This is a genomic window from Gammaproteobacteria bacterium (assembly GCA_015709635.1).
Classification (GTDB): Bacteria; Pseudomonadota; Gammaproteobacteria; order Burkholderiales; family Nitrosomonadaceae; genus Nitrosomonas.
Genome location: CP054180.1, coordinates 752,381 through 773,162 on the forward strand (window position 1 = coordinate 752,381; position 20,782 = coordinate 773,162).

A 20,782-nucleotide genomic window follows, 5' to 3' on the forward strand; every position below is an offset into this window, starting at 1 on the left:
AATGAACATGATGAAATATTTTTTTGCCGGTTGTGCACTGTTGTCTGTTTTGGTGCTGAATGCGTGCCAAACAGCCGAACCACTGCCGGTCAAGCACGGAAATCCCGAGATTTTGTGGGATACCTGGGGTGTTCCGCATATCGTTGCGGCTCACGATAGCGATGCTTTTTATGCGTTTGGCTGGGCGCAGATGCGCGGCCACGCCGATCTGCTGCTCAAATTGTATGCGATGGCGCGGGGACGCGGTGCCGAATACTTTGGTGAAGATTATCTGGCCACGGATCGCTCGGTTCGTTTGCTCGGTATTCCAGCACTGGCCGAACAGTGGTATCAACAGCAGGAACCTGGATTCAAAGACAATTTGGCGGCATTTGCCGCTGGCATTAATGATTTTGCCCGCCGCCACCCTGAAGCGATTTCCGCTCAAGTAAAAACTGTTCTGCCGGTAACGCCTCAAGACATCATTGCGCATACCACGCGAGTAATGGCTATTTTTGTCGCTGGCATTTCGGAATGCGGCGCCGTGCTGCCGGGATTTGATTTTAATGACCAGCCTCCAGGATCAAATGGCTGGGCATTGGGTGCCAAGTTTTCCAGCAGTGGCAATGCGATGTTGCTCGCCAATCCCCATTTGAGCTGGCACGGTATGGAAACACTGTTTGAAGCCCACATTCTGTTGCCCGATGTGAATCTCTATGGTGCAGCTTTGGTTGGATCACCTGTTCTACAAATTGCGTTTAACGATCATTTGGGCTGGACACATACAGTGAATCCCATGGATGGCTGTGATTTATACCAGCTAAGGCTGACCGGTAACCACTTGAGTAATGGTTATTGGCTTGATGACGTGGCACATGATTTCATAGTGAGCAGCGAAACCATCCGGATTCGCCGGGCGGATGGCCGCGTGGATAGCGAAGTGTTGACAGTCCACCGCGCTGCACAGGGGCCGGTAATCGAGCATGCCGGAGAAATTCTGTCGATACGTTTGGCGTTACTTGAAACACCATTACTGGCCGGCATGAATCAGCAATGGTGGGAGATGGGGCGTGCCACGCATTTGGAAAAGTTTCAGGAAATCTTGTCGGGCGGGCATTTGCCTTTGTTTAATGTGATATACGCTGATGCTGATAAACATGTGATGCTCGCATTCAACGGCATAATTCCACAACGTCCGGCCGGTGATACGGTTTTTTGGCGAAAGCCCGTTGCTGGCGATGATTCCCGGTTGATCTGGAAGCAAGTGCATCATTATCAGGATTTGCCCAAAACCATTAATCCGGACTCCGGCTGGGTTCAGAATAGCAATGGCGCGCCATGGTATATGACCTTGCCTATGCTTGAGAAAAATCAGTACCCGGGAAATATGACTGCCGATGTTACCAATAATCGTGAATTGCAAGGCTTGCGGATGCTGGCGTCCCGGCAAGAAATGAGTTTTGAAGAATTGATTGCTGCCAAGCATTCGACACACTCACTGGCAGCGGATCAATTGCTGGATGATTTGTCATCCATCGCGCTTGCTAGCAGCGACCCACTCGTACATCAGGCTGCGGCAATATGGCATCGATGGGATCGGCAGTTTCTGGCGGAAAGCCGCGGTGCAAGGCTTTTCAGTCTTTGGTTCGAAAAATGGGTTGAAGCTACGATCGCCAAAGCAACTAGAGCAAACCCTGATTACGTGTTTACTCCTAATCAATTACTAGGCAATCTTTTTTATTCGCAACCGTTTGATTCTTCCAGACCATTGATTACGCCGTATGGTCTGGCTGACAAGCCGCTTGCGCTGAATGCTCTACGGGAAGCCATCACCCAGTTGCTTGCCGAGACCGGAAAGCTCGATATTACTTGGGGTGAAGTCGCTCGCTTGCGCCGGGATGGATCCGATTTTCCTGGTAATGGCGCTGATACGGACTTGGGGGTTTTCAGGGAAATTGTCTACGAACCGGATGTCGATGGAAAATTGAAATCCTCTTATGGAGATTCGTTTATTGCAGTCATTGAGTTTTCCAAACCGGTGCATGCACAAGTACTGATGACCTACGGCAATGCAACACAACCCCCATTTTTTGAAACGTATAACCCATTAGAACTAACCGCAAAACAGCAATTACGTCCTGCCTGGCGCAGTCGAAATGAGATTGAGGATAATGTGAAGCTTCGTGAAATTCTGACTCATGCACCGGACCATATGAACCTTGATAACCTTCAACTTGTAAACATTCGAACAATCGCTGTGCAGTCCTGCGGTGGCGTCTGGGCAATTTTGCATCCCTATCCAGCCATTCAGCGAGCTGTGATTTAAAACTACCTAATTTCGGTGTCGGTTGAATTTTACGTTGATATATCGGTTCCGCATCACTTCTTAATGCCTTGCGAACCGTTTGACGTGACAGCCCCAGACTATTTGCAATCGCACTGATGCTTTCTTTGCTTATGAAATGTCGGCGCCTGATTTCGGCTATGTGTTCCATTGTTATCACTCCAGGGTACTCCGACTAAATGTCGGATTTTCTCATCCATAGGGTGGAAACTTTTCAATGTTGATTTCACCCTTTCCCTGGTAATTTTTGCATGTTGATTAACATTCTGTACTTCAGTCCAAAGTAATCTGGATAGAAGCTGATCTCATTTAAGGAATGTTATTTTTTGAGCTATATTGTAATTGACAATAAGTTTAAAAATAAAACACGCATTACCAATGCAAAAAAACTTATGAATAATTATTAGTTGTTAATGATGGAGTGAGGAGGTAGCATAATTTTTTCAAGTGCCTGATCCAAATCATCCAGAGCTGAACCCATGATAAGACCTGCACAACTATGGTACAACCACAATTCACAAGGGACAGGCTGAATTAAATTCCGTCGCCCATGAATTTGAAACTCCCGCCATGACAAAATGGGCTGATCATCTGCATTGCTATCTACACATAGCCACATGGTATTGCTTAAAATGACTTCTAATCCACGGTGCTGTTGTAAGGCAACTCGCAGTGGATAGCCTAATCGAAGCAGCGCCAGTCGCCCACGGTTATAACAAGTTGCTTCTATCGTTTTTGGGAAAATGCGCCAAGGTAGGGTCAGCGTTTCCATCGCTAAAAGATGTTGTGTTTAATTTTTATTTATTTTTTTAGTATGGGGCATACTATCCAGCGTATTTTCAAGAAAAACACGACTCGCTAGAATATCTTCCGCTTCTAATGTCATGAGATCAATTTTAGCTAATGATTTCTTTGTTCCAGAAAATAATCGATTTGCTTGCCGAAGCCGAGCACGATCAAGAGCGTTACGAACCGAGCGAGCATTGGCGAAATGCTCTGATTTCATACGCAAGCGGATATATTTTCCAAAAGCCTCTTCTCCGGCTTCACTGAAACAGTAATTCTGGCTTGCTAACATCAATTTAGCTATCGCAACTAACTCATCTGCACCGTAATCCGGAAAGTCGATGTGGTGCGCTATACGCGAGCGCATTCCGGGATTGCTATGGAAGAATTTATCCATGCGATCTTTATAGCCTGCCAGAATAACCACCAAGTCTTCGCGATTATTTTCCATCGTTTGCAACAGAATTTCTATTGATTCTGCGCCATAATCACGTTCGTTCTCTGGTTTATAAAGATAATAAGCCTCATCGATAAAAAGAACTCCCCCCATCGCTTTTTTTATTACTTCTTTTGTTTTGGGTGCGGTATGTCCAATGTATTGACCGACTAAGTCATCTCGGGTTACCGAAACCAGGTGCCCTTCACGTACATAGCCTAGGCGATGTAAGATTTCCGCCATACGCAGAGCTACTGTCGTTTTTCCAGTACCAGGATTTCCAGTAAAACACATATGTAAACTGGGTGCTCCCGCAGATAATCCCAGTTGTTTACGTACACGATCGACAAGCAACAATGCTGCGGTTTCACGAATGCGAGTCTTCACAGGGATTAAACCAATCAACTCCTGATCAAGTTTCTCCAGTACTTCCTGAATATTAGATGCTTGGAACTCTGCATCCAAGTCAATCAATGGATCTTTAGTCGGTTTTAAGTTTTTAGACTGCTTAGACATGTTTGATCATCTCTATAGGATAGATACTGGCAACATATATCTATTGTATTAATTTAATTGTTAGAACTATTCTGTTTAATATAAATAAATTTCTTAAGCTACCCTTGGGTTGTTAACCAACTCTCTCTTCTTAAAGAAGAGAGAGTTCTTGCTATTAGTAGCGTTCAGCTTCTGGTTTGTCGGTTGCATAGGAATGGATGGTATAACTAATACTCCGTCCTGCACCTTCGTTACGTACTAAACCAAAACCTGGCTCTTTCTTAGGTCGGTTGACAATATATGACATTGTTGGACTTTCCACTCCGCGTGTCGAGTTAAATGCGGTAACGCGGATATAGTGATTTGGAAAAGTTTTACGACAGCTATTGATTTCCATCAAAATTCCAGCAGGATCCTTCAAATCAAACATTGGATTACCAAACATTTCCCAATAGGTATTCCGTGGATGAGGGTCATCTGTGTATTCTATTCCGATTGCCCAGCCATTTTTCAACGCATATTTGAGTTGTGCTGAAATTTGCTTGTCGGTCAACGGGGGAAGGAAAGAAAATTGCCCCTGTGTAAGTATATTACCTGGATTGGTCATCATAATTGTTTCTCCTAAAATGGTTAAACGCTTGCAGTTGTGGATGGCACAAAGTCAGCGGTATCAGTAGAATCGTAATTAAAGGTGATATCTTTCCACGTATCCAGCGCTTGTTTGAGCGGCGTGCACCACTTTGCAGCATCTGCAAGAATTTGCGGACCTTCTTTGACGTAATCCCGACCTTCATTACGGGCCAAAACCATAGCTTCGAGTGCAACACGATTTGCTGTTGCGCCTGCTTGGATCCCTTGAGGGTGTCCAATGGTGCCGCCACCGAACTGCAATATCACATCTTCGCCGAGATAATCAATTAATTGATGCATCTGACCTGCATGAATACCACCTGAAGCAACTGGCATGACTTTATTGAGTGAGGCCCAGTCTTGATCAAAGAACAATCCATGTTCTAGATTTTTTTCAGTGTGTGTGTCACGCAAGGTATCGTAAAAACCTTTGATCATAAGTGGATCGCCTTCAAGCTTCCCAACAACCGTGCCTGCATGAATGTGATCTACTCCGGCCATACGCATCCACTTGCAGATAACACGGAAATTCATACCATGGTTTTTTTGACGTGAGTAGGTTGAATTACCTGCACGATGCAGATGCAGTATCATGTCGTTCCTCCGTGCCCATTTCGCCATAGACTGAATTGCGGTATAGCCGATTACCAGATCGATCATAACAATGACTGAACCTAAGGATTTCGCAAATTCTGCACGTTCATACATGTCTTCCATAGTTCCAGCAGTAACATTCAAATAATGCCCTTTGACTTCACCTGTAGCCGCAGATGCTTTGTTCACTGCTTCCATGCAGTACAGGAAGCGATCACGCCAGTGCATAAAAGGTTGTGAGTTAATATTCTCATCATCTTTCATGAAATCCAGACCGCCTTTAAGTCCTTCGTATACAACGCGTCCGTAGTTACGTCCAGAAAGACCCAGTTTTGGTTTAGTCGTTGCACCCAGTAACGGGCGACCAAATTTATCCAAACGTTCACGTTCTACCACGATACCTGTTGCAGGGCCTTGGAAAGTTTTGAGGTAAGCAACTGGAATGCGCATATCTTCCAAACGCAATGCCTTGACCGCTTTGAATCCAAACACATTACCAATAATGGAAGCGGTTAAGTTTGCGATCGAACCTTCTTCGAATAGATCTATATCATAGGCGATATAAGCAAAGTATTGCGCTTCGTTTTTAGTGCCCGGACCTGTATTGGGAACAAGTTCAGACCTATATGCTTTGGCACGATATAGTTCACATGCAGTCAGTCGATCTGTCCATACAACGGTCCATGTTGCCGTAGAAGATTCACCTGCGACCGCTGCTGCTGCTTCTTCATGATCTACTCCCGGTTGTGGAGTAATGCGAAATAGCGCAATAACATCTGTATCTTTGGGCTTGTAATCGGGTTCCCAGTAGCCCATCTTTTTATATGGAATGACGCCAGATTTGTAACGTTCTTTACCTTCTTTCATAGTTTCTGAAGCCATAGTTATCTCCACGTTATTGAAAAATCCACGCTATAAACTTTAGTTAGGAAGTAGCCATCAGCGGGTGAAGTTATAGTAGGATCTTTAAATCATAAATAACAATCAATTGTTTCTATAGTTGTGATAGATTTATGTCTATGATAGATTTTATCTAATTATAAAAATAAAAGGAGAAACCCATGCGTCACAGCACTTTACGGCAGCTTGAAGTATTTGAAGCGATTGCTCGCTTGAAAAGCTTTACCCGTGCTGCCGAGGAGTTATTCTTGACACAACCAACCGTATCGATGCAAATCAAGAAACTGACGAATGAGATTGGTTTACCTTTGTTTGAGCAGATTGGTAAAAAAATCTATCTGACCGATGCAGGAAAAGAGCTATATCAAACCTGCTTGGGTATTTTTGAACATTTTTCCCGTTTTGAAATGATCGCGTCCGATATGAAAGGCATGAAATCAGGAAAATTGCGGCTTGCGGTGGTCACTACCGCGAAATATTTTACGCCACGTTTACTGGGCATGTTTTGTCAGAAATACCCTGGCATAGATGTTGTACTGAAAGTAACGAATCGCGAACGTGTCCTGGAAAGATTGATCAGCAACCAAGACGATCTCTATGTCTTGGGTCAAGTTCCAAAATCAATTGATGCCGTGGCGGAAGTATTTTTGGATAATCCATTAATTGTTCTAGCAGCGACGAATCATCCGCTTGCCAATGAAAAGCAGATTACTATTGATCGCATATGTGATGAACCATTTATTATGCGTGAACCAGGTTCTGGAACAAGGCTGGCGACAGAGCGTTTTTTTCTAGAACACAATAAGAAATTAAAAATCCGGATGGAGTTAGGCAGCAATGAAGCCATTAAACAAGCAGTCATTGGAGGATTAGGTATAGCCATCTTATCACGACATACTTTAGCCTCAGATGCGTCTATGGGACAGCTTACTATACTTGATGTTAAGGAGTTTCCTATCAATCGCAATTGGTATTTTGCTTACCCATCCGGGAAACAATTATCTATTGTTGCACAAGCATTTCTAGAATACTTAAAGCAAGCTCCTGAATTTCTCAGGAATTTATCTACTCCTCACTCAACTATTGGATATCCTGTTATTAAATAGCTGGTTCATTGTGTAACCGAATGTAATGAAATAAGTTATAAAATATTACAATATTTTTTCTTTGGGGCTGTAGTAGATCAGGTTAAATCTGAGTCCAAAGTTTGAGTATTTTTAGGGCATGTGGACAATTAAATTGTATATAGTCGCCCCTGCAAAATTCACACAGTCATGCCGACAAACGAACGTTTTGTGTAAAAGGTGTTGATCAGTTGCAGCAGCGCAAGTCGCAATAAAGAATTCTTGATGCCCAAACGGTGTATAGCTCTCATCAGCCAGCGCAGATTGTAGCCAGCCGCACATAACACAGCGTGCAGTGCATCACCCAACTGACCTGGTAACCAGCAGCGATTCATTCGGTGATCCGACTTCAGATGCCCGATTGCAGGTTCCACGGCCTGCCGGCGCTTGAGCCAGCGCCGCTGCGGTTTCGTCAGCGACTTGTACTTGCCGCGATGGATGATTTCCACTGCCGGATTGTCAGCATCCACTCCCCGGAACCCGAGATCGGCAATAACCTGCTTCGGTATTGATCCGGTATCTTCGAGTAGCCTGTGCGTTTGTTCGAGCTGTTGGTGGAGAATATGACCATCGTAGGGATTGCCAGGAAAGGTTCTGGCACCGACTATCAGGCCGCTTTTGTGCGTAACAGCAATGCCGGCTTTAACTCCGAACTCGTAAGGTTTGCGTGCTTTTTGCCCTTGCCGATGCATTCGGCTTCCGGTGCGTGCAATGCATAGAGTTTGTTGTTGTCCTTGGGTTGCTGCTTATGAATCCGTCCTGCCCGTTCCAATAGCGTGGTCAATTGCTGCAGCGATGCGGCACAGACCGTCGTCACGGTTGCCAGTTTGCGCTGGATCTCCCGCAGCACGATACCAAGGATCGTGCGTTGGCGTTTAACGGTTTTGTGCAGACGCCGCAATTGCCTGGCGTGGGCATAGCCGCCTGCCCTTCGGCGCAGCGCCTTGCCTTCTTTGGCGTAGGTTTGCTTCAAGGTGATGCCAGCCCGTCTGGCTGCTTGCACAATCTTGCCGCGAGCAATTTCCAGTAACCGGCTATCCACCGGATGCGCAATTGCCTTTTCCTGAATTGTCGTGTCAACAATCACTCGTTTGAATTCAGCCGGTTTGACCGCCTTGGTGTGCACCGCAGTGTCAATCGTTGCCTTCAGCAGCTTCTCAACACCAGCTTCACCAATGGCGGTGCGGAAACGGCCAATCTGGGTGGCATCACACGGCAACTTCGATGTGTAATATTCCTCGCCGCTGAAATACTGCCACACCACATTCTCCGGCCAGCGAACCACCAGCTCTTCGTCACTGAGGTTGAACGCATGCTTCAGATACAGCAACGATGCCATCAACCGGATCGGCAAGCGGGGGCGACCCGCAGTGCTCACGCCCCCACTGGCAATCGCCAATGTTGTGCCAAAAAGATCGTTGATCTCCAACACTTCACCCTGACGGTTTTTACGCTCAAAAGCAGGGACAAGTGCTGCTTCAATATCAGCCCACGGCAGTCGATTCGACAGCACTGCCAGGGGATGACGCAGATCAATTATCTGATCGAGACGCGCTCGGAAAAAATCATCGGTCGGCATTTCAGTTCCTCTTGATTCTCTCAGTGTTTTGATGCGAATAGTATAAATTCTCAGGGATCAATGCCGTCTAAAATTTGATGATTCCTGCAGTTCATGCAAGCTCTAAGTGTTTTGCAGGGATGACTATATAGTTTCCCTGAGAATCAGATTGTGATTTACTGTTTATAAACAGTTAGAGGAGGTTATAAATGGTGAAGCGCTATGGATTACGGGACGATCAATGGCAACGGATCGAGCACTTGTTACCGGGTCGCAAGCAAACAGTTGGTGTAACAGCCAAGGATAACAGGCTATTTGTTGAAGCTGTTTTGTACCGCTACCGTGCTGGGATACCATGGCGTGATCTGCCGGAGCGTTTTGGAGATTGGAACAACATAGCCCGCCGTCATCGCCGCTGGTCGGAAAGCGGCGTATGGGAAAGGGTTTTCACGTATTTGGCCGAAGATTCTGATAATGAGTATGCGATGATCGATAGTACAATTATCCGTGCTCATCAGCATGCTGCGGGGACAAAAGGGGAATAGGGAAGCGGAGTGCATTGGGCGCAGCAAAGGCGGACTGAGCACAAAATACATGTAACCTGTGATGCTCTTGGCAACCCGACCGGTTTTCATCTTACACCGGGGCAAGCCCATGATCTTCAAGGTGCGGATGTTTTATTGCCGGACATTCTGACGTGTATAGAATCTTTTCTGGCCGATAAAGCGTATGATGCGGCGGAACGGGTTCTTGATCTGTTAAAGAACGCCGGGGTTCGGGCCGTCATACCACCAAAGTCAAACCGTAAGGAACCACGCGAATACGATGAGGAAATGTATAAGGCACGGCATTTGATCGAGAATTTCTTTGCAAAACTCAAACAATACCGTGCCATTGCAACTCGGTACGATAAACGTGCTTCAACTTTCCTCGGCGGCATCCACCTCGCTGCAGCTATCATTTGGCTCAATTGACCACACGCCTTAGGTATTCCATAATTGAATCTGAATTCGCATTCTTTGAGAAACAGTGGAAATGATTCTTTAGGAATGCCATTGTATTTTCTTAAGACGCATTTAGCCTGATTCCAAAAGTTCTCAATGCCATTGATGTGATTCTTACCTTGAGCAAAGAGTGTGGAATGATTGATCCGTTCATGGTAAAAATGATTCACATCAAGCGCATTGTAACTGCGATAACAATCTGTATAAACTACGCTGTCAGGTGCTATTTTTCTAGTAATGAGCGGCATCCCATTCGATTGTGTTTCTAAGTCATTGATAATTGGTGCTGTTGAGAGGAGTCGAACCTCCGACCTACTGATTACGAATCAGTTGCTCTACCAACTGAGCTACAACAGCCCGGGTATGAATCAAGCCGCGTATTATAGATGGTTGGGGAGTTACGGGCAAATGATAAGGAGCTAAGTTCAATTGTTGGCGTTTTTCTTTTTTGCTGCAGGCTCTGCGCGAGTCATACTGCTCATCGAATTAATTCATTCCATATTTTTACGAATTTTCGTTTAAGTTCGGCGAATTTCGTCAAAAATCTGTACATTTTTGCTCTATGGGTCCATAATTATTAAATGGATTCTAAAAAAGCAAAAATTCAGAATATTTTGATACTTCATGGTCCGAATTTGAATCTGCTGGGGATTCGGGAGCCGGAAATTTATGGAGAAACTACGCTTCAAGATATTAACAGAAATTTAAGCAAATTAGCCGAAAATAAAGGGATTGAGCTGGATTTTTTTCAAAGTAATGCGGAATTTGCATTGATTGACAGAATTCAGCAAACGCTGCAGGACGGGACGGATTTTATTATTATCAACCCGGCTGCATTTACGCATACCAGTGTGGCTTTGCGTGATGCGCTGGCCACCGTCAAACTGCCCTTCATCGAAGTTCATTTATCGAATGTATATGCTCGCGAATCTTTCCGTCAGCAGTCCTATTTTTCTGATCTGGCTGTCGGTGTGATCAGCGGTCTGGGTGCCAAAGGTTATGAACTTGCGCTGGAATATGCGATAACGTCATATTAATCGATTATATTCGATGTGTTAGGTGAGTTTTTTAATACCTCAACTTTTTACGATGCCGTAACTTTGCTCATTTTTACATTCAGTATATTGTCTGGTTATAAAACTACCCTAAAGCGAGACTCCGTCTCGGGAGATTGAAAATGGATTTAAGAAAGCTGAAGAAGCTCATTGAGCTGGTTGAAGAATCAAGCATTGCGGAACTGGAAATTACCGAGGGCGAAGAAAAAGTTCGCATCAGTAAATCGGGTTCCGGCGTGCAGAATTATGCGTTCATGCCGTCGCCTGCCATGCAGCCCGTCATAGCGCCGGTGCAACAGCAAGTACTGGCATCTGCATCGGATAGCGAATCGAAAGGTGGGGAAGCCAACGGCTCCGATAAGACTGCGCTGCCGGAAGGTCATGTCGTCAAATCCCCGATGGTCGGCACCTTCTACCGTGCGCCATCGCCGGGCGCGAATGCATTCGTGGAAATCGGGCAAAGAGTCAAGGAAGGTGATACGTTGTGCATTATTGAAGCAATGAAACTGCTGAATGAAATCGAGGCCGATAAAGGCGGGGTAGTTAAAGCGATTTTGCTGGAAAACGGCCAGCCGGTGGAATACGGTGAGCCTTTATTCGTTATTCAATAGTCTGAATAAAGGTCAAATCCTATGTTTGAAAAAATCCTTATTGCCAATCGCGGTGAAATCGCCTTGCGGATACAACGCGCCTGCCGTGCCATGGGTATCAAAACGGTTGCCGTGCATTCCGAAGCGGATGCGGAAGCGAAGTACGTCAAATTGGCCGATGAATCGGTGTGCATCGGTCCGGCGGCGGCATCGCACAGTTATTTGAATGTGCCAGCGATTATCAGCGCGGCGGAAGTGACCGACGCCGAAGCGATTCATCCGGGCTATGGATTTCTATCCGAGAATGCCGATTTTGCCGAACGCGTGGAAAAAAGCGGGTTCGTGTTCATCGGCCCGCGTCCGGAAACCATCCGTTTGATGGGCGACAAAGTCAGTGCGAAGAATACCATGAAGAAAGCCGGTGTGCCTTGTGTTCCCGGATCGGATGGCGCATTGCCGGAAGACATCGATGAGATCAAGAAGATCGTGCGCGAGATCGGTTATCCGATCATCATTAAAGCCGCCGGTGGCGGCGGTGGGCGTGGCATGCGGGTGGTGCATACCGAAGCAGCACTCTCGAATGCGATCATCGTGACACGCAACGAAGCGCAGACCGCATTCGGTAATCCGGTGGTGTATGCGGAGAAATTTCTGGAAAACCCGCGCCATATCGAATTTCAATTATTAATCGATGAGTACGGCAATGCCGTGCATTTGGGTGAGCGCGATTGCTCCATGCAGCGCCGTCATCAGAAAATTTTGGAAGAAGCGCCGGCACCGGGCATACCGGAAAAATTGCGCGACAAAATCGGCGAACGTTGCGCGGAAGCGTGCCGTCGCATCAAATACCGCGGTGTCGGCACCTTTGAGTTTTTATTCGAAAACAATGAGTTTTATTTCATTGAAATGAATACGCGCTTGCAGGTTGAACATCCGGTGACCGAAGCGGTGACCGGCATCGATCTGGTGCAGGCACAAATTAATGTCGCTGCCGGTGTCGTGCTGCCGATCAAGCAGAAAGACATTGTCTTCAAAGGGCATGCGATCGAGTGCCGCATCAATGCCGAGGATGCTTACAAACTGACGCCGTCCGCCGGACGCATTACGCAGTATCATGCGCCGGGCGGACCAGGCGTGCGCGTGGATTCGCATGTTTATCACAACTACATGGTGCCGCCGTATTACGACTCCATGATCGGCAAGATCATCACCTACGGCGACACGCGCGAACAAGCGATCGCCCGCATGCGCATCGCATTGTCGGAAATGGTGATCAGCGGTATTAGAACGAACATTCCGCTGCACCGGGATTTGCTGAACGACGCCTCTTTTTTGCGCGGCGGCGCTTCCATTCACTATTTAGAGCAGAAGCTTGCACTGCATAACAAATCGAATTGACGGCAGGCATCGGTTTCATAGCGCTTGTTAACAACCCGCACCGTACAGCATGTCGTGGATTACGCTGATTATCAAGACGGATGCGGCGCACGCCGAAGAGCTGAGCGATGCGCTGCTGGAGCAGGGGGCATTGTCGGTGGACATCCACGATGCCGCTGCCGATACGCAAGACGAGCAAATGCTATTCGGTGAGCCTGGCGAACCGAGCGGAGAAATCTGGCAGAATGCGGAAGTTTCCGCACTGTTCAACGAAGACACGGATATCGCTGAAATCCTTCGCAATATCACGCAAATCGCACAATCCGACCGGCGGCTCAATTACCGTATCGAGCGCATCGAAGAACAGGATTGGGTGCGCTTGACGCAATCGCAATTCGATCCGATTCCCATATCATCGCGCCTATGGATTGTGCCGACCTGGCACCCATCGCCCGATCCGGCGGCCATCAACCTGATACTCGATCCCGGATTGGCTTTCGGTACCGGCAGCCATCCCACCACGCAGTTATGTTTGGGTTGGCTGGATCAGAACCTGCAAGCCGGCGACAAAGTCATGGACTATGGCTGCGGTTCCGGGATACTCGCGATTGCAGCATTGAAACTCGGTGCCCGGCATGTCACCGGTATCGATATCGATCCCCAGGCGATCAAAGCCAGCGAAGAAAATGCGCTGCGCAATCAATGCGATCCGTCAGAATTTCATTTCACTGCGGCGCAAGCAGCTGTGCCGCGGGATTTTCAACCGCAAGAGCAAGCGGATATCGTAGTCGCCAATATTCTGGCGAATCCTTTGATTCTGCTGGCGCCGGTTTTGATGCAAATGGTCCGGCAACAGGGTCATATAGCACTATCCGGAATTCTCAAGGAACAAGCCGAAGAAGTTTGCGCTACCTATCAACAGTGGTTTGATATGCGCATCGCCGGTGAGCAGGAAGGCTGGGTGCTATTAACCGGTATCAAAAGGTGAAATAATTGCCGCTCCCGGCTTAAGAAAACGCTGAAAAAGGCAGCGGGCAACGGTCAGGTAAGGCGGAGTCAGGCGAAAAAGTGCAGTTTACGAGAATGGGCAAAAGTATTTTAAGTTTGATTCAATGCGACGTGACCGAGCGCAGCGGTTTTTCAGAACTTCTTTAAAAGCAAGCAAGCCACATCCATTTCGTTACTCATTACCGGTGATATTGCATGCGATTCAACACAGCGGGTGATACATGGCGCTGGTAACACTTTGTCCCGCTTGCGGTGCGACTTTCCGCGTCCATGCCGCGCAACTGCAGGCGCATGGCGGAGACGTGCGCTGCGGTCATTGTCAGCGGATTTTCAACGGATTTGCCACGTTGATTACCGTGAACGAATCGGCGATCGAATATCCGCCGCAACCGGCAGTGAAAAACGAGGCATCGGTGAAAGCATCCACATTGGCAGCGCATGCGGATAACGCGACGGATCAGCCGGTTCTTGCGGATTGGGAACAATCGGATACGGAACCGGAATCTTCAGCCGGTCTGTTCGACGATGAACCTGCCAGAAAGTCTTCCGGCGCCTGGATCCTCGGGAGCGTGCTCTTGGTATTGCTGCTGATCGGCCAGATCGCATTCGTCAATCGCACGAAATTAACCATGATCAAGCCGGAAATCCGCCCCTATGTGGAACGATATTGTGAATTCATGGCGTGCACCGTACCTTATCCGCAGGATATCCGGCAACTGGGCATCGAATCGTCCGATCTGCAGAAAAATCCCGTGCGCCAGCCGGAAGTGACCACCATGCGTGCAACCATCAGCAATCACGCCTCTTTCCCGCAAGCTTTCCCGGTTTTGCAACTGTTATTGCTGGACGCTCAGGGACAGGTCATTGCCAGTCGCTTCTTTACTGCCGGAGAATACTTGCAGGAGGAGGATAAAGCGCTGCAATTCATCGAGCCCCGACACGAAATCGATATCCGGCTGGATTTCGACAGCAGCCATTTGGGCGCATTGGGTTATCGCTTGCAGTTGCTGTACCCCTGAATGTTTGGCAAAGTGGACACTTGCTTTGCCTGCAAACAAACTCGATTTCCGGTTTTTTCCGTTGATAAAAGAACAAACCGGCTCGGGTATAATGCAAGGCTTATTCTTTTCACAACAGAATCCAATCCATGACTAGAGAATCCCGCACCGCTTTATTGGAAAGCTTATTTCCCCAGCGCATCCTGATTTTGGATGGTGCGATGGGTACCATGATTCAGACCTTTAAATTGACGGAAGCTGATTTCCGCGGACAGCGTTTTGCCGACTTTGCACACGATCTGAAGGGCAACAACGATCTGCTGACGCTGACGCAACCGGATATCATCCGCTCGATTCACTCCGGCTACCTGGAAGCGGGCGCGGACATCATCGAGACCAACACGTTCAATTCCAACGCAGCGTCGATGGCCGATTATCACATGCAGGATCTGGTGTACGAATTGAACGTGGCTGCGGCCAAGCTGGCGCGCGAAGCGGCGCAAGCATATGAAGCCAAAACACCCGACAAGCCGCGTTTCGTTGCCGGGGTGATCGGCCCGACCACCAAAACCGCGTCGATTTCACCGGATGTCAACGATCCCGGTTTCCGCAACATTTCGTTTGATCAATTGGTAACCGATTACACCGAATCGATCCGCGGGCTGGTCGATGGCGGTGTCGACATCCTGCTGGTGGAAACCATTTTCGATTCGCTGAACGCCAAAGCGGCGCTGTTCGCCATCGATCAATTTTTCGAGGATCACGGCATACGCTTGCCGGTGATGATTTCGGTGACGATTACCGATGCTTCGGGCCGTACCTTGTCGGGACAAACGCCGGAAGCGTTCTGGGACTCGGTCAGTCATACCCGGCCATTGTCGGTGGGGATCAATTGCGCGCTCGGCGCCGAGTTGATGCGCCCGTATATCGAGGAATTGTCCGGGGTGGCGAATGTGTACATCAGCGTGCATCCAAATGCCGGATTGCCGAATCCATTGTCCGAGACCGGCTATGATGAATCGCCGGAATATACCGCGAACCAGATCAAAGGGTTTGCGCAGGACAGTTTCGTCAATATCGTCGGCGGCTGCTGCGGCACCACGCCGGCGCACATCAAGGCCATCGCGCAAGCGGTTAGTAACATTGCGCCACGCAAAATCCCCGATATTCCGAAAAAATTACGGCTATCCGGTTTGGAACCGCTGAACATCGGCGACGATTCGCTGTTCGTAAACGTCGGTGAGCGTACCAACGTGACTGGCTCGCGCGCCTTTGCCCGCTTGATCCTGAACGATAGTTACGCGGAAGCGCTGAACGTAGCGCGCAGCCAGGTGGAAAACGGCGCGCAGATCATCGACATCAACATGGACGAGGCGATGCTCGATTCGCACAAGGCCATGGTGACGTTTCTCAATCTGGTGGCGGCCGAGCCGGATATCTGCAAGGTGCCGATCATGCTCGATTCGAGCAAGTGGACGGTCATCGAAGCCGGATTGAAATGCATCCAAGGCAAGTCGATCATCAACTCGATCAGTATGAAAGAAGGCGAAGAGGAATTCATCAAGCATGCCAAACTGGCGCGCCGCTACGGAGCGGCCGTGATCGTCATGGCGTTCGACGAGCAGGGGCAGGCGGACACATTGCAGCGCAAGGTCGAGATCTGCACGCGCAGCTACCGAATTCTGGTGGACAAGGTCGGCTTTCCGCCGGAAGATATCATTTTCGATCCGAACATCTTCGCCATTGCCACCGGAATCGAGGAACACAACAATTACGGCGTCGATTTCATCGAAGCCACGCGCCTCATCAAGCAGACCCTGCCGTATGCCAAAATCAGTGGCGGGGTATCGAACGTGTCGTTCTCGTTCCGCGGTAACGAGCCGATCCGCGAGGCGATTCACACCGCTTTTCTGTATCACGCGATCAAAGCCGGCATGACGATGGGGATCGTCAACGCCGGACAGCTCGGTGTCTATTCCGACATTCCGCCCGAGTTGCTGGAAAAAGTCGAGGATGTACTGCTGAACCGCCGCCCGGATGCAACCGAGCGGCTGGTCGAATTTGCCGAGCAGTACAAAGGACAGAAAAAGGAACAAGTCGAGGATCTGGCGTGGCGTGACGAGCCGCTGCAACAGCGGTTGACGCATGCGCTGGTCAGGGGTATTGCCACGTTCATCGAAACCGATACCGAAGAAGCGCGCGCCGAGATCGAGAAAAAGGGCGGCCGCCCGATTCAGGTCATCGAGGGGCCGCTGATGGATGGCATGAGCGTGGTCGGCGATCTGTTCGGCGCCGGAAAAATGTTCTTGCCGCAAGTGGTCAAATCGGCGCGTGTGATGAAACAGGCAGTGGCGTATCTGTTGCCGTACATCGAAGCGGAAAAGAAACTGCTCGGCGACGACAAACCGAAAGGCAAGATCGTCGTCGCGACGGTCAAGGGCGATGTGCACGACATCGGCAAGAATATCGTCGCGGTGGTATTGCAATGCAATAACTACGAAGTGATCAACATGGGCGTCATGGTGCCGAGTGCGCAAATTCTCGACATGGCGCGGCGCGAGAATGCCGACATTATCGGTTTGTCCGGGCTGATCACGCCGTCGCTCGAGGAAATGGCGCATGTCGCCAAGGAAATGCAACGCGAGGGTTTTACCATTCCGCTGCTGATCGGTGGCGCCACGACATCGCGCGTGCATACCGCGGTCAAGATTGCGCCGCACTACGAAGGGCCGACGGTATGGGTGCCCGATGCCAGCCGCGCGGTCGGCGTGTGCAGCAATCTGCTATCCGAGGATCTGCGCGCTAATTACGTGCACGGCATCAAGGAAGAATACGAAAAAGTCCGTACCCAGCACAAAAACAAGAAGGGTCCGGCCAAACTGCTGGCGCTGGAGGAAGCGCGTGCCAACGCGTTCAAGACCGACTGGGCCAATTACCAACCGCATCAGCCGCAATTGATCGGTGTACGCACGCTGAATAATTACCCGCTCGACAAGATCGTGCCGTTCATCGACTGGACACCGTTCTTTCAGGCATGGGAGCTGGCAGGGCGTTATCCCGACATTCTGACCGACGAGGTGGTCGGAGAAACCGCCAGCCAATTGTTCCACGATGCACAAGCCATGCTGAAGAAAATCGTCGAACAGAAATGGCTCAGCGCCAATGCCGTGATCGGTCTTTTTCCGGCGAATGCGGTCGGTGACGATATCGAAATCTATACCGATGCTTCGCGCAGCAAGATTGCCATGGTCTATCACTGCCTGCGGCAGCAGGATCAGAAGCCGAGCGGCAAACCGAATCGCTGTCTGTCCGATTTTATCGCACCGAAGGATACCGGAATTCAGGATACCATCGGCCTGTTCGCGGTCGGTGCCGGTTTTGGTATCGACGAGCGCATCAAGGCGTTCGAGGCGGTCAACGACGATTACAGCGCGATCGTGCTGAAAGCGCTGGCTGACCGCTTGGCGGAGGCTTTTGCCGAACACATGCATATGCGTGTGCGCCGCGAATTCTGGGGTTATGCCAAGGACGAGACATTGACCAATGCGCAGTTGATCAACGAGGAATACCGCGGCATCCGTCCCGCACCGGGTTATCCTGCATGCCCGGATCACACCGAGAAAGGCCCGCTGTTTGCGACGCTGAACGCCACCGAGAATGCCGGCATCGTGATCACCGAATCGTTTGCCATGGTACCGACGGCTGCGGTCTCGGGATTTTATTTCTCGCACCCGGAATCGACGTTTTTCGCGGTGGGTAAGATCGGCAAGGATCAAGTGGAAGATTACGCCAAACGCAAAGGCTGGACGCTGGACGAAGCCGAGCGCTGGCTGGCGCCGGTGCTGGCGTACGAGCGGTAGAGATATAAAATAAGCATAATACTTATTCACCTATCACAGCCGCTGGTATTAGAATAATCTATAAGAAGAAGTAAAATTTTTAATAAATTTTATTGGGGGTAATAATGAAAACAAAGCTATTACAGGGCATGGTAATTCTGCTGATGATCCCAATGCTGTCAGGATGTTGGCTTCTTGCAGCGGGGGGAGCCGGTGCTTACGGCGGCTACAAAGCTAAAGAAGAGGGGTATGGGTTGCAGAATCCGATTACGAAAGAGAAAAAGGACAACAAAGCCACAGATCAGAAAAAGTAAAATGAAGTGAGGGCATAGTAAAATGGGCTTTGCTATGGATGAGATTGTCGGATTTCGGGATCTCCATTTTTTTCAAAGTTGCGCGAGCAGCTTTCCGCGGAGAACCCGGATTCTTGGTCGGGACTTTATGGTGAAGTTGTTGCGATCGTAATGATTGGCTGATATCAGGTTCGTTGATTCAGCTTTCAGCGATTACGGCTGGCAAAACGCAATCCCAACTGCAATAATGCTTCCCAAACATCGCCTTGCGCAACGCCCTTAATCATCCGGTCGATTTTTGCAGCATCGGTCAATCCTTGCATCAGTGCGTGCGGGCCGATGCGCTTGGCGGCGGCGATCACGGATTTTTGCCGTTCACCCCAAATTCTCGCGGCTTGTAATAATTGCGCCGGTGGTTGGCTGTTGTCGAGACCTTTGCGGATGGTGATCAATTGACGGATTTGTTCGGCCAGTGTGGCGAGAATCAGCAGCGGCGCGGTGCCTTCGCCTTGCAAGCCGGTCAGGATGCGCAGAAAACGGGCGGTGTCGCCCGCAATCATGGCGTCGGATAATTGATAAACATCGTAGCGCGCGACGTTCAGCACGACGTCTTTCACCTGATCGAAGGTCAAATTGCCGGCAGGGTAGAGCAGCGCGAGTTTTTGGATTTCCTGATGGGCGGCGAGCAGGTTACCCTCGACTTGATCGGCGAGAAACTGCAAGGTGGCGGCATCGGCTTTTTGCTGCTGCTTGGCAAGACGCTGCGCGATCCAGCCGGGGAGTTGATCGCGTTCGACCGGGTACACCGGAATCAGCGTGCCGGCGGTTTCGAGCGCCTTGAACCATTTGCTCGCTTGTCCTTGTTTATCGATACGCGGCAATGTGATCAGGGTCACGGTGTCGGGCGGCAGCGCGGCGCAATACGCCTCAAGTGCCTTGCCGCCTTCCCGGCCGGGTTTGCCGGAAGGAATGCGGATATCCATGATTTTGCGCTCGCCGAACAACGACAGATTATTGCCGGCGTTGAGCAGTTCCGCCCAATCGAAATACTGATCCACCGTGAACAATTCGCGCTCGCTGTATCCCTGCTGGCGCGCATGCGCGCGAATCGAATCGGCGGCTTCCAGGATCAACAGCGGTTCGTTACCGGACAGCGTATATAGCGGAGCGGTTTGTTTTTGCAGCTGCTGCGGCAGTTGTTCCAGTTTTATCCGCATGACGGGGTAGGTAGCCGATCAGCAGCGGAGAAATTTCCGCTATGCATTACGGTTTATATCTTGATGGTCGATAAGCGCCACAGCATTTGCTGAATTGCATCGGACTGCATATCTTTCTGCAGCAGCTTTTCTTCCGCTTCCTTGGCGAGAATTTGCGCATCCAGGAACGGTAGAATGCGCGTCAGCGTGATTTCGGTATGCGGCACGATTTCCACGCCCTGTTTATCGTACAGCCGGTACTTGACGCGGTACACCAGATTGAAGTCGCGCACCCGGCCGCCTCCGGATAGCGACAGAATGACCCTTTCACTGTTTGCGCTGATCACTTCCAAAGTAGCTTCCGCTTCTTCCGCAGTGGCGACCACTTTGGTGGTCGATGACGTGCCGATGGCACGCTCCAGATTCATACCGATGGTGCTGCTTTCGGGGGCGGAAATATGCAATGACTTGAACGGCAGCGAGGAAATTTGTCCGCGCAGCTTGAAGCCGCAAGCCGTCAGCAGGAACAGCATCAGCAGCATGAAAATTGTATGTTTGCTCAGTTTCATAGTGAGT

Annotated in this window: 15 protein-coding genes, 1 tRNA gene and 3 pseudogenes; 10 read left to right on the forward strand and 9 right to left on the reverse strand. The window is 49.4% G+C overall.

Annotated elements, in window-relative coordinates; all coding sequences use genetic code 11:
• Window positions 1–7 precede the first annotated feature (7 nt).
• The gene (locus tag HRU78_03345) at window positions 8–2,305 is read left to right on the forward strand and encodes a penicillin acylase family protein (protein ID QOJ22804.1); all 2,298 of its coding nucleotides are present in this window, start codon (window positions 8–10) and stop codon (window positions 2,303–2,305) included.
• A gap of 421 nt (window positions 2,306–2,726) precedes the next feature.
• Here the strand turns inward: HRU78_03345 and HRU78_03350 are convergent, their stop codons facing one another.
• The 4 genes from HRU78_03350 to HRU78_03365 form a co-directional block, all read right to left on the reverse strand.
• Window positions 2,727–3,095, reverse strand: a complete 369-nt coding sequence (locus HRU78_03350; GenBank protein QOJ22805.1) for a hypothetical protein — start codon at window positions 3,093–3,095, stop codon at window positions 2,727–2,729.
• Window positions 3,096–3,113: 18 nt separating this feature from the next.
• Window positions 3,114–4,061: a CbbX protein gene (gene cbbX, locus HRU78_03355; protein ID QOJ22806.1), complete on the reverse strand. Its 948-nt coding sequence runs from the start codon at window positions 4,059–4,061 to the stop codon at window positions 3,114–3,116.
• A gap of 154 nt (window positions 4,062–4,215) precedes the next feature.
• The gene (locus HRU78_03360; protein QOJ22807.1) at window positions 4,216–4,650 is read right to left on the reverse strand and encodes a ribulose bisphosphate carboxylase small subunit; all 435 of its coding nucleotides are present in this window, start codon (window positions 4,648–4,650) and stop codon (window positions 4,216–4,218) included.
• Window positions 4,651–4,670: 20 nt separating this feature from the next.
• Entirely contained in the window at window positions 4,671–6,146 is a 1,476-nt protein-coding gene (locus tag HRU78_03365; protein ID QOJ22808.1) for a ribulose-bisphosphate carboxylase large subunit, read from the reverse strand.
• 179 nt (window positions 6,147–6,325) lie between these two features.
• Here HRU78_03365 and HRU78_03370 point away from each other — a divergent pair, with 179 nt between their 5' ends.
• A complete protein-coding gene (locus HRU78_03370; GenBank protein QOJ22809.1) occupies window positions 6,326–7,270 on the forward strand; it encodes a LysR family transcriptional regulator in 945 nt (314 codons plus the stop codon).
• 158 nt (window positions 7,271–7,428) lie between these two features.
• Here the strand turns inward: HRU78_03370 and HRU78_03375 are convergent.
• Window positions 7,429–8,867 (reverse strand): annotated as a pseudogene (locus HRU78_03375) (IS5 family transposase).
• 191 nt (window positions 8,868–9,058) lie between these two features.
• Between HRU78_03375 and HRU78_03380 the strand changes: the two are divergent.
• Window positions 9,059–9,820, forward strand: a pseudogene (locus HRU78_03380) (IS5 family transposase).
• A gap of 8 nt (window positions 9,821–9,828) precedes the next feature.
• On the opposite strand, the pseudogene HRU78_03385 reads toward HRU78_03380, so the two are convergent.
• Both HRU78_03385 and HRU78_03390 read right to left on the reverse strand, forming a co-directional pair.
• Window positions 9,829–10,116, reverse strand: a pseudogene (locus tag HRU78_03385) (IS1595 family transposase).
• 15 nt (window positions 10,117–10,131) lie between these two features.
• Window positions 10,132–10,207: transfer RNA gene (locus tag HRU78_03390), tRNA-Thr, on the reverse strand.
• Between the two features lie 224 nt (window positions 10,208–10,431).
• On the opposite strand from HRU78_03390, the gene aroQ reads away from it, so the two are divergent.
• From aroQ to HRU78_03425, 7 genes are all read left to right on the forward strand, one after another.
• Window positions 10,432–10,887: a type II 3-dehydroquinate dehydratase gene (aroQ, locus tag HRU78_03395; protein ID QOJ22810.1), complete on the forward strand. Its 456-nt coding sequence runs from the start codon at window positions 10,432–10,434 to the stop codon at window positions 10,885–10,887.
• A gap of 140 nt (window positions 10,888–11,027) precedes the next feature.
• The gene (locus tag HRU78_03400; protein QOJ22811.1) at window positions 11,028–11,516 is read left to right on the forward strand and encodes an acetyl-CoA carboxylase biotin carboxyl carrier protein; all 489 of its coding nucleotides are present in this window, start codon (window positions 11,028–11,030) and stop codon (window positions 11,514–11,516) included.
• 21 nt (window positions 11,517–11,537) lie between these two features.
• A complete protein-coding gene (accC, locus tag HRU78_03405) occupies window positions 11,538–12,893 on the forward strand; it encodes an acetyl-CoA carboxylase biotin carboxylase subunit (GenBank protein ID QOJ22812.1) in 1,356 nt (451 codons plus the stop codon).
• Window positions 12,894–12,942: 49 nt separating this feature from the next.
• Complete coding sequence (gene prmA / locus HRU78_03410) at window positions 12,943–13,860, forward strand: 50S ribosomal protein L11 methyltransferase (GenBank protein QOJ22813.1); 918 nt, start codon at window positions 12,943–12,945, stop codon at window positions 13,858–13,860.
• Between the two features lie 241 nt (window positions 13,861–14,101).
• Entirely contained in the window at window positions 14,102–14,899 is a 798-nt protein-coding gene (locus HRU78_03415) for a zinc-ribbon domain-containing protein (GenBank protein ID QOJ22814.1), read from the forward strand.
• Window positions 14,900–15,027: 128 nt separating this feature from the next.
• Window positions 15,028–18,738, forward strand: a complete 3,711-nt coding sequence (gene metH / locus HRU78_03420; GenBank protein QOJ22815.1) for a methionine synthase — start codon at window positions 15,028–15,030, stop codon at window positions 18,736–18,738.
• Between the two features lie 104 nt (window positions 18,739–18,842).
• Complete coding sequence (locus HRU78_03425) at window positions 18,843–19,031, forward strand: hypothetical protein (GenBank protein ID QOJ22816.1); 189 nt, start codon at window positions 18,843–18,845, stop codon at window positions 19,029–19,031.
• A gap of 185 nt (window positions 19,032–19,216) precedes the next feature.
• Here the strand turns inward: HRU78_03425 and HRU78_03430 are convergent, their stop codons facing one another.
• Together HRU78_03430 and HRU78_03435 are read right to left on the reverse strand one after the other, a co-directional pair.
• Window positions 19,217–20,227: a DNA polymerase III subunit delta gene (locus tag HRU78_03430; protein QOJ22817.1), complete on the reverse strand. Its 1,011-nt coding sequence runs from the start codon at window positions 20,225–20,227 to the stop codon at window positions 19,217–19,219.
• Between the two features lie 53 nt (window positions 20,228–20,280).
• Complete coding sequence (locus HRU78_03435; GenBank protein ID QOJ22818.1) at window positions 20,281–20,775, reverse strand: hypothetical protein; 495 nt, start codon at window positions 20,773–20,775, stop codon at window positions 20,281–20,283.
• Window positions 20,776–20,782 lie beyond the last annotated feature (7 nt).

Bases quoted from the DNA above. Each gene is read 5' to 3' on its own strand.
- HRU78_03345 (QOJ22804.1), top strand. From the start codon at position 8: ATGATGAAATATTTTTTTGCCGGTTGTGCACTGTTGTCTGTTTTGGTG.
- HRU78_03350 (QOJ22805.1), bottom strand. From the start codon at position 3,095: ATGGAAACGCTGACCCTACCTTGGCGCATTTTCCCAAAAACGATAGAA.
- cbbX (QOJ22806.1), bottom strand. From the start codon at position 4,061: ATGTCTAAGCAGTCTAAAAACTTAAAACCGACTAAAGATCCATTGATT.
- HRU78_03360 (QOJ22807.1), bottom strand. From the start codon at position 4,650: ATGATGACCAATCCAGGTAATATACTTACACAGGGGCAATTTTCTTTC.
- HRU78_03365 (QOJ22808.1), bottom strand. From the start codon at position 6,146: ATGGCTTCAGAAACTATGAAAGAAGGTAAAGAACGTTACAAATCTGGC.
- HRU78_03370 (QOJ22809.1), top strand. From the start codon at position 6,326: ATGCGTCACAGCACTTTACGGCAGCTTGAAGTATTTGAAGCGATTGCT.
- aroQ (QOJ22810.1), top strand. From the start codon at position 10,432: ATGGATTCTAAAAAAGCAAAAATTCAGAATATTTTGATACTTCATGGT.
- HRU78_03400 (QOJ22811.1), top strand. From the start codon at position 11,028: ATGGATTTAAGAAAGCTGAAGAAGCTCATTGAGCTGGTTGAAGAATCA.
- accC (QOJ22812.1), top strand. From the start codon at position 11,538: ATGTTTGAAAAAATCCTTATTGCCAATCGCGGTGAAATCGCCTTGCGG.
- prmA (QOJ22813.1), top strand. From the start codon at position 12,943: ATGTCGTGGATTACGCTGATTATCAAGACGGATGCGGCGCACGCCGAA.
- HRU78_03415 (QOJ22814.1), top strand. From the start codon at position 14,102: ATGGCGCTGGTAACACTTTGTCCCGCTTGCGGTGCGACTTTCCGCGTC.
- metH (QOJ22815.1), top strand. From the start codon at position 15,028: ATGACTAGAGAATCCCGCACCGCTTTATTGGAAAGCTTATTTCCCCAG.
- HRU78_03425 (QOJ22816.1), top strand. From the start codon at position 18,843: ATGAAAACAAAGCTATTACAGGGCATGGTAATTCTGCTGATGATCCCA.
- HRU78_03430 (QOJ22817.1), bottom strand. From the start codon at position 20,227: ATGCGGATAAAACTGGAACAACTGCCGCAGCAGCTGCAAAAACAAACC.
- HRU78_03435 (QOJ22818.1), bottom strand. From the start codon at position 20,775: ATGAAACTGAGCAAACATACAATTTTCATGCTGCTGATGCTGTTCCTG.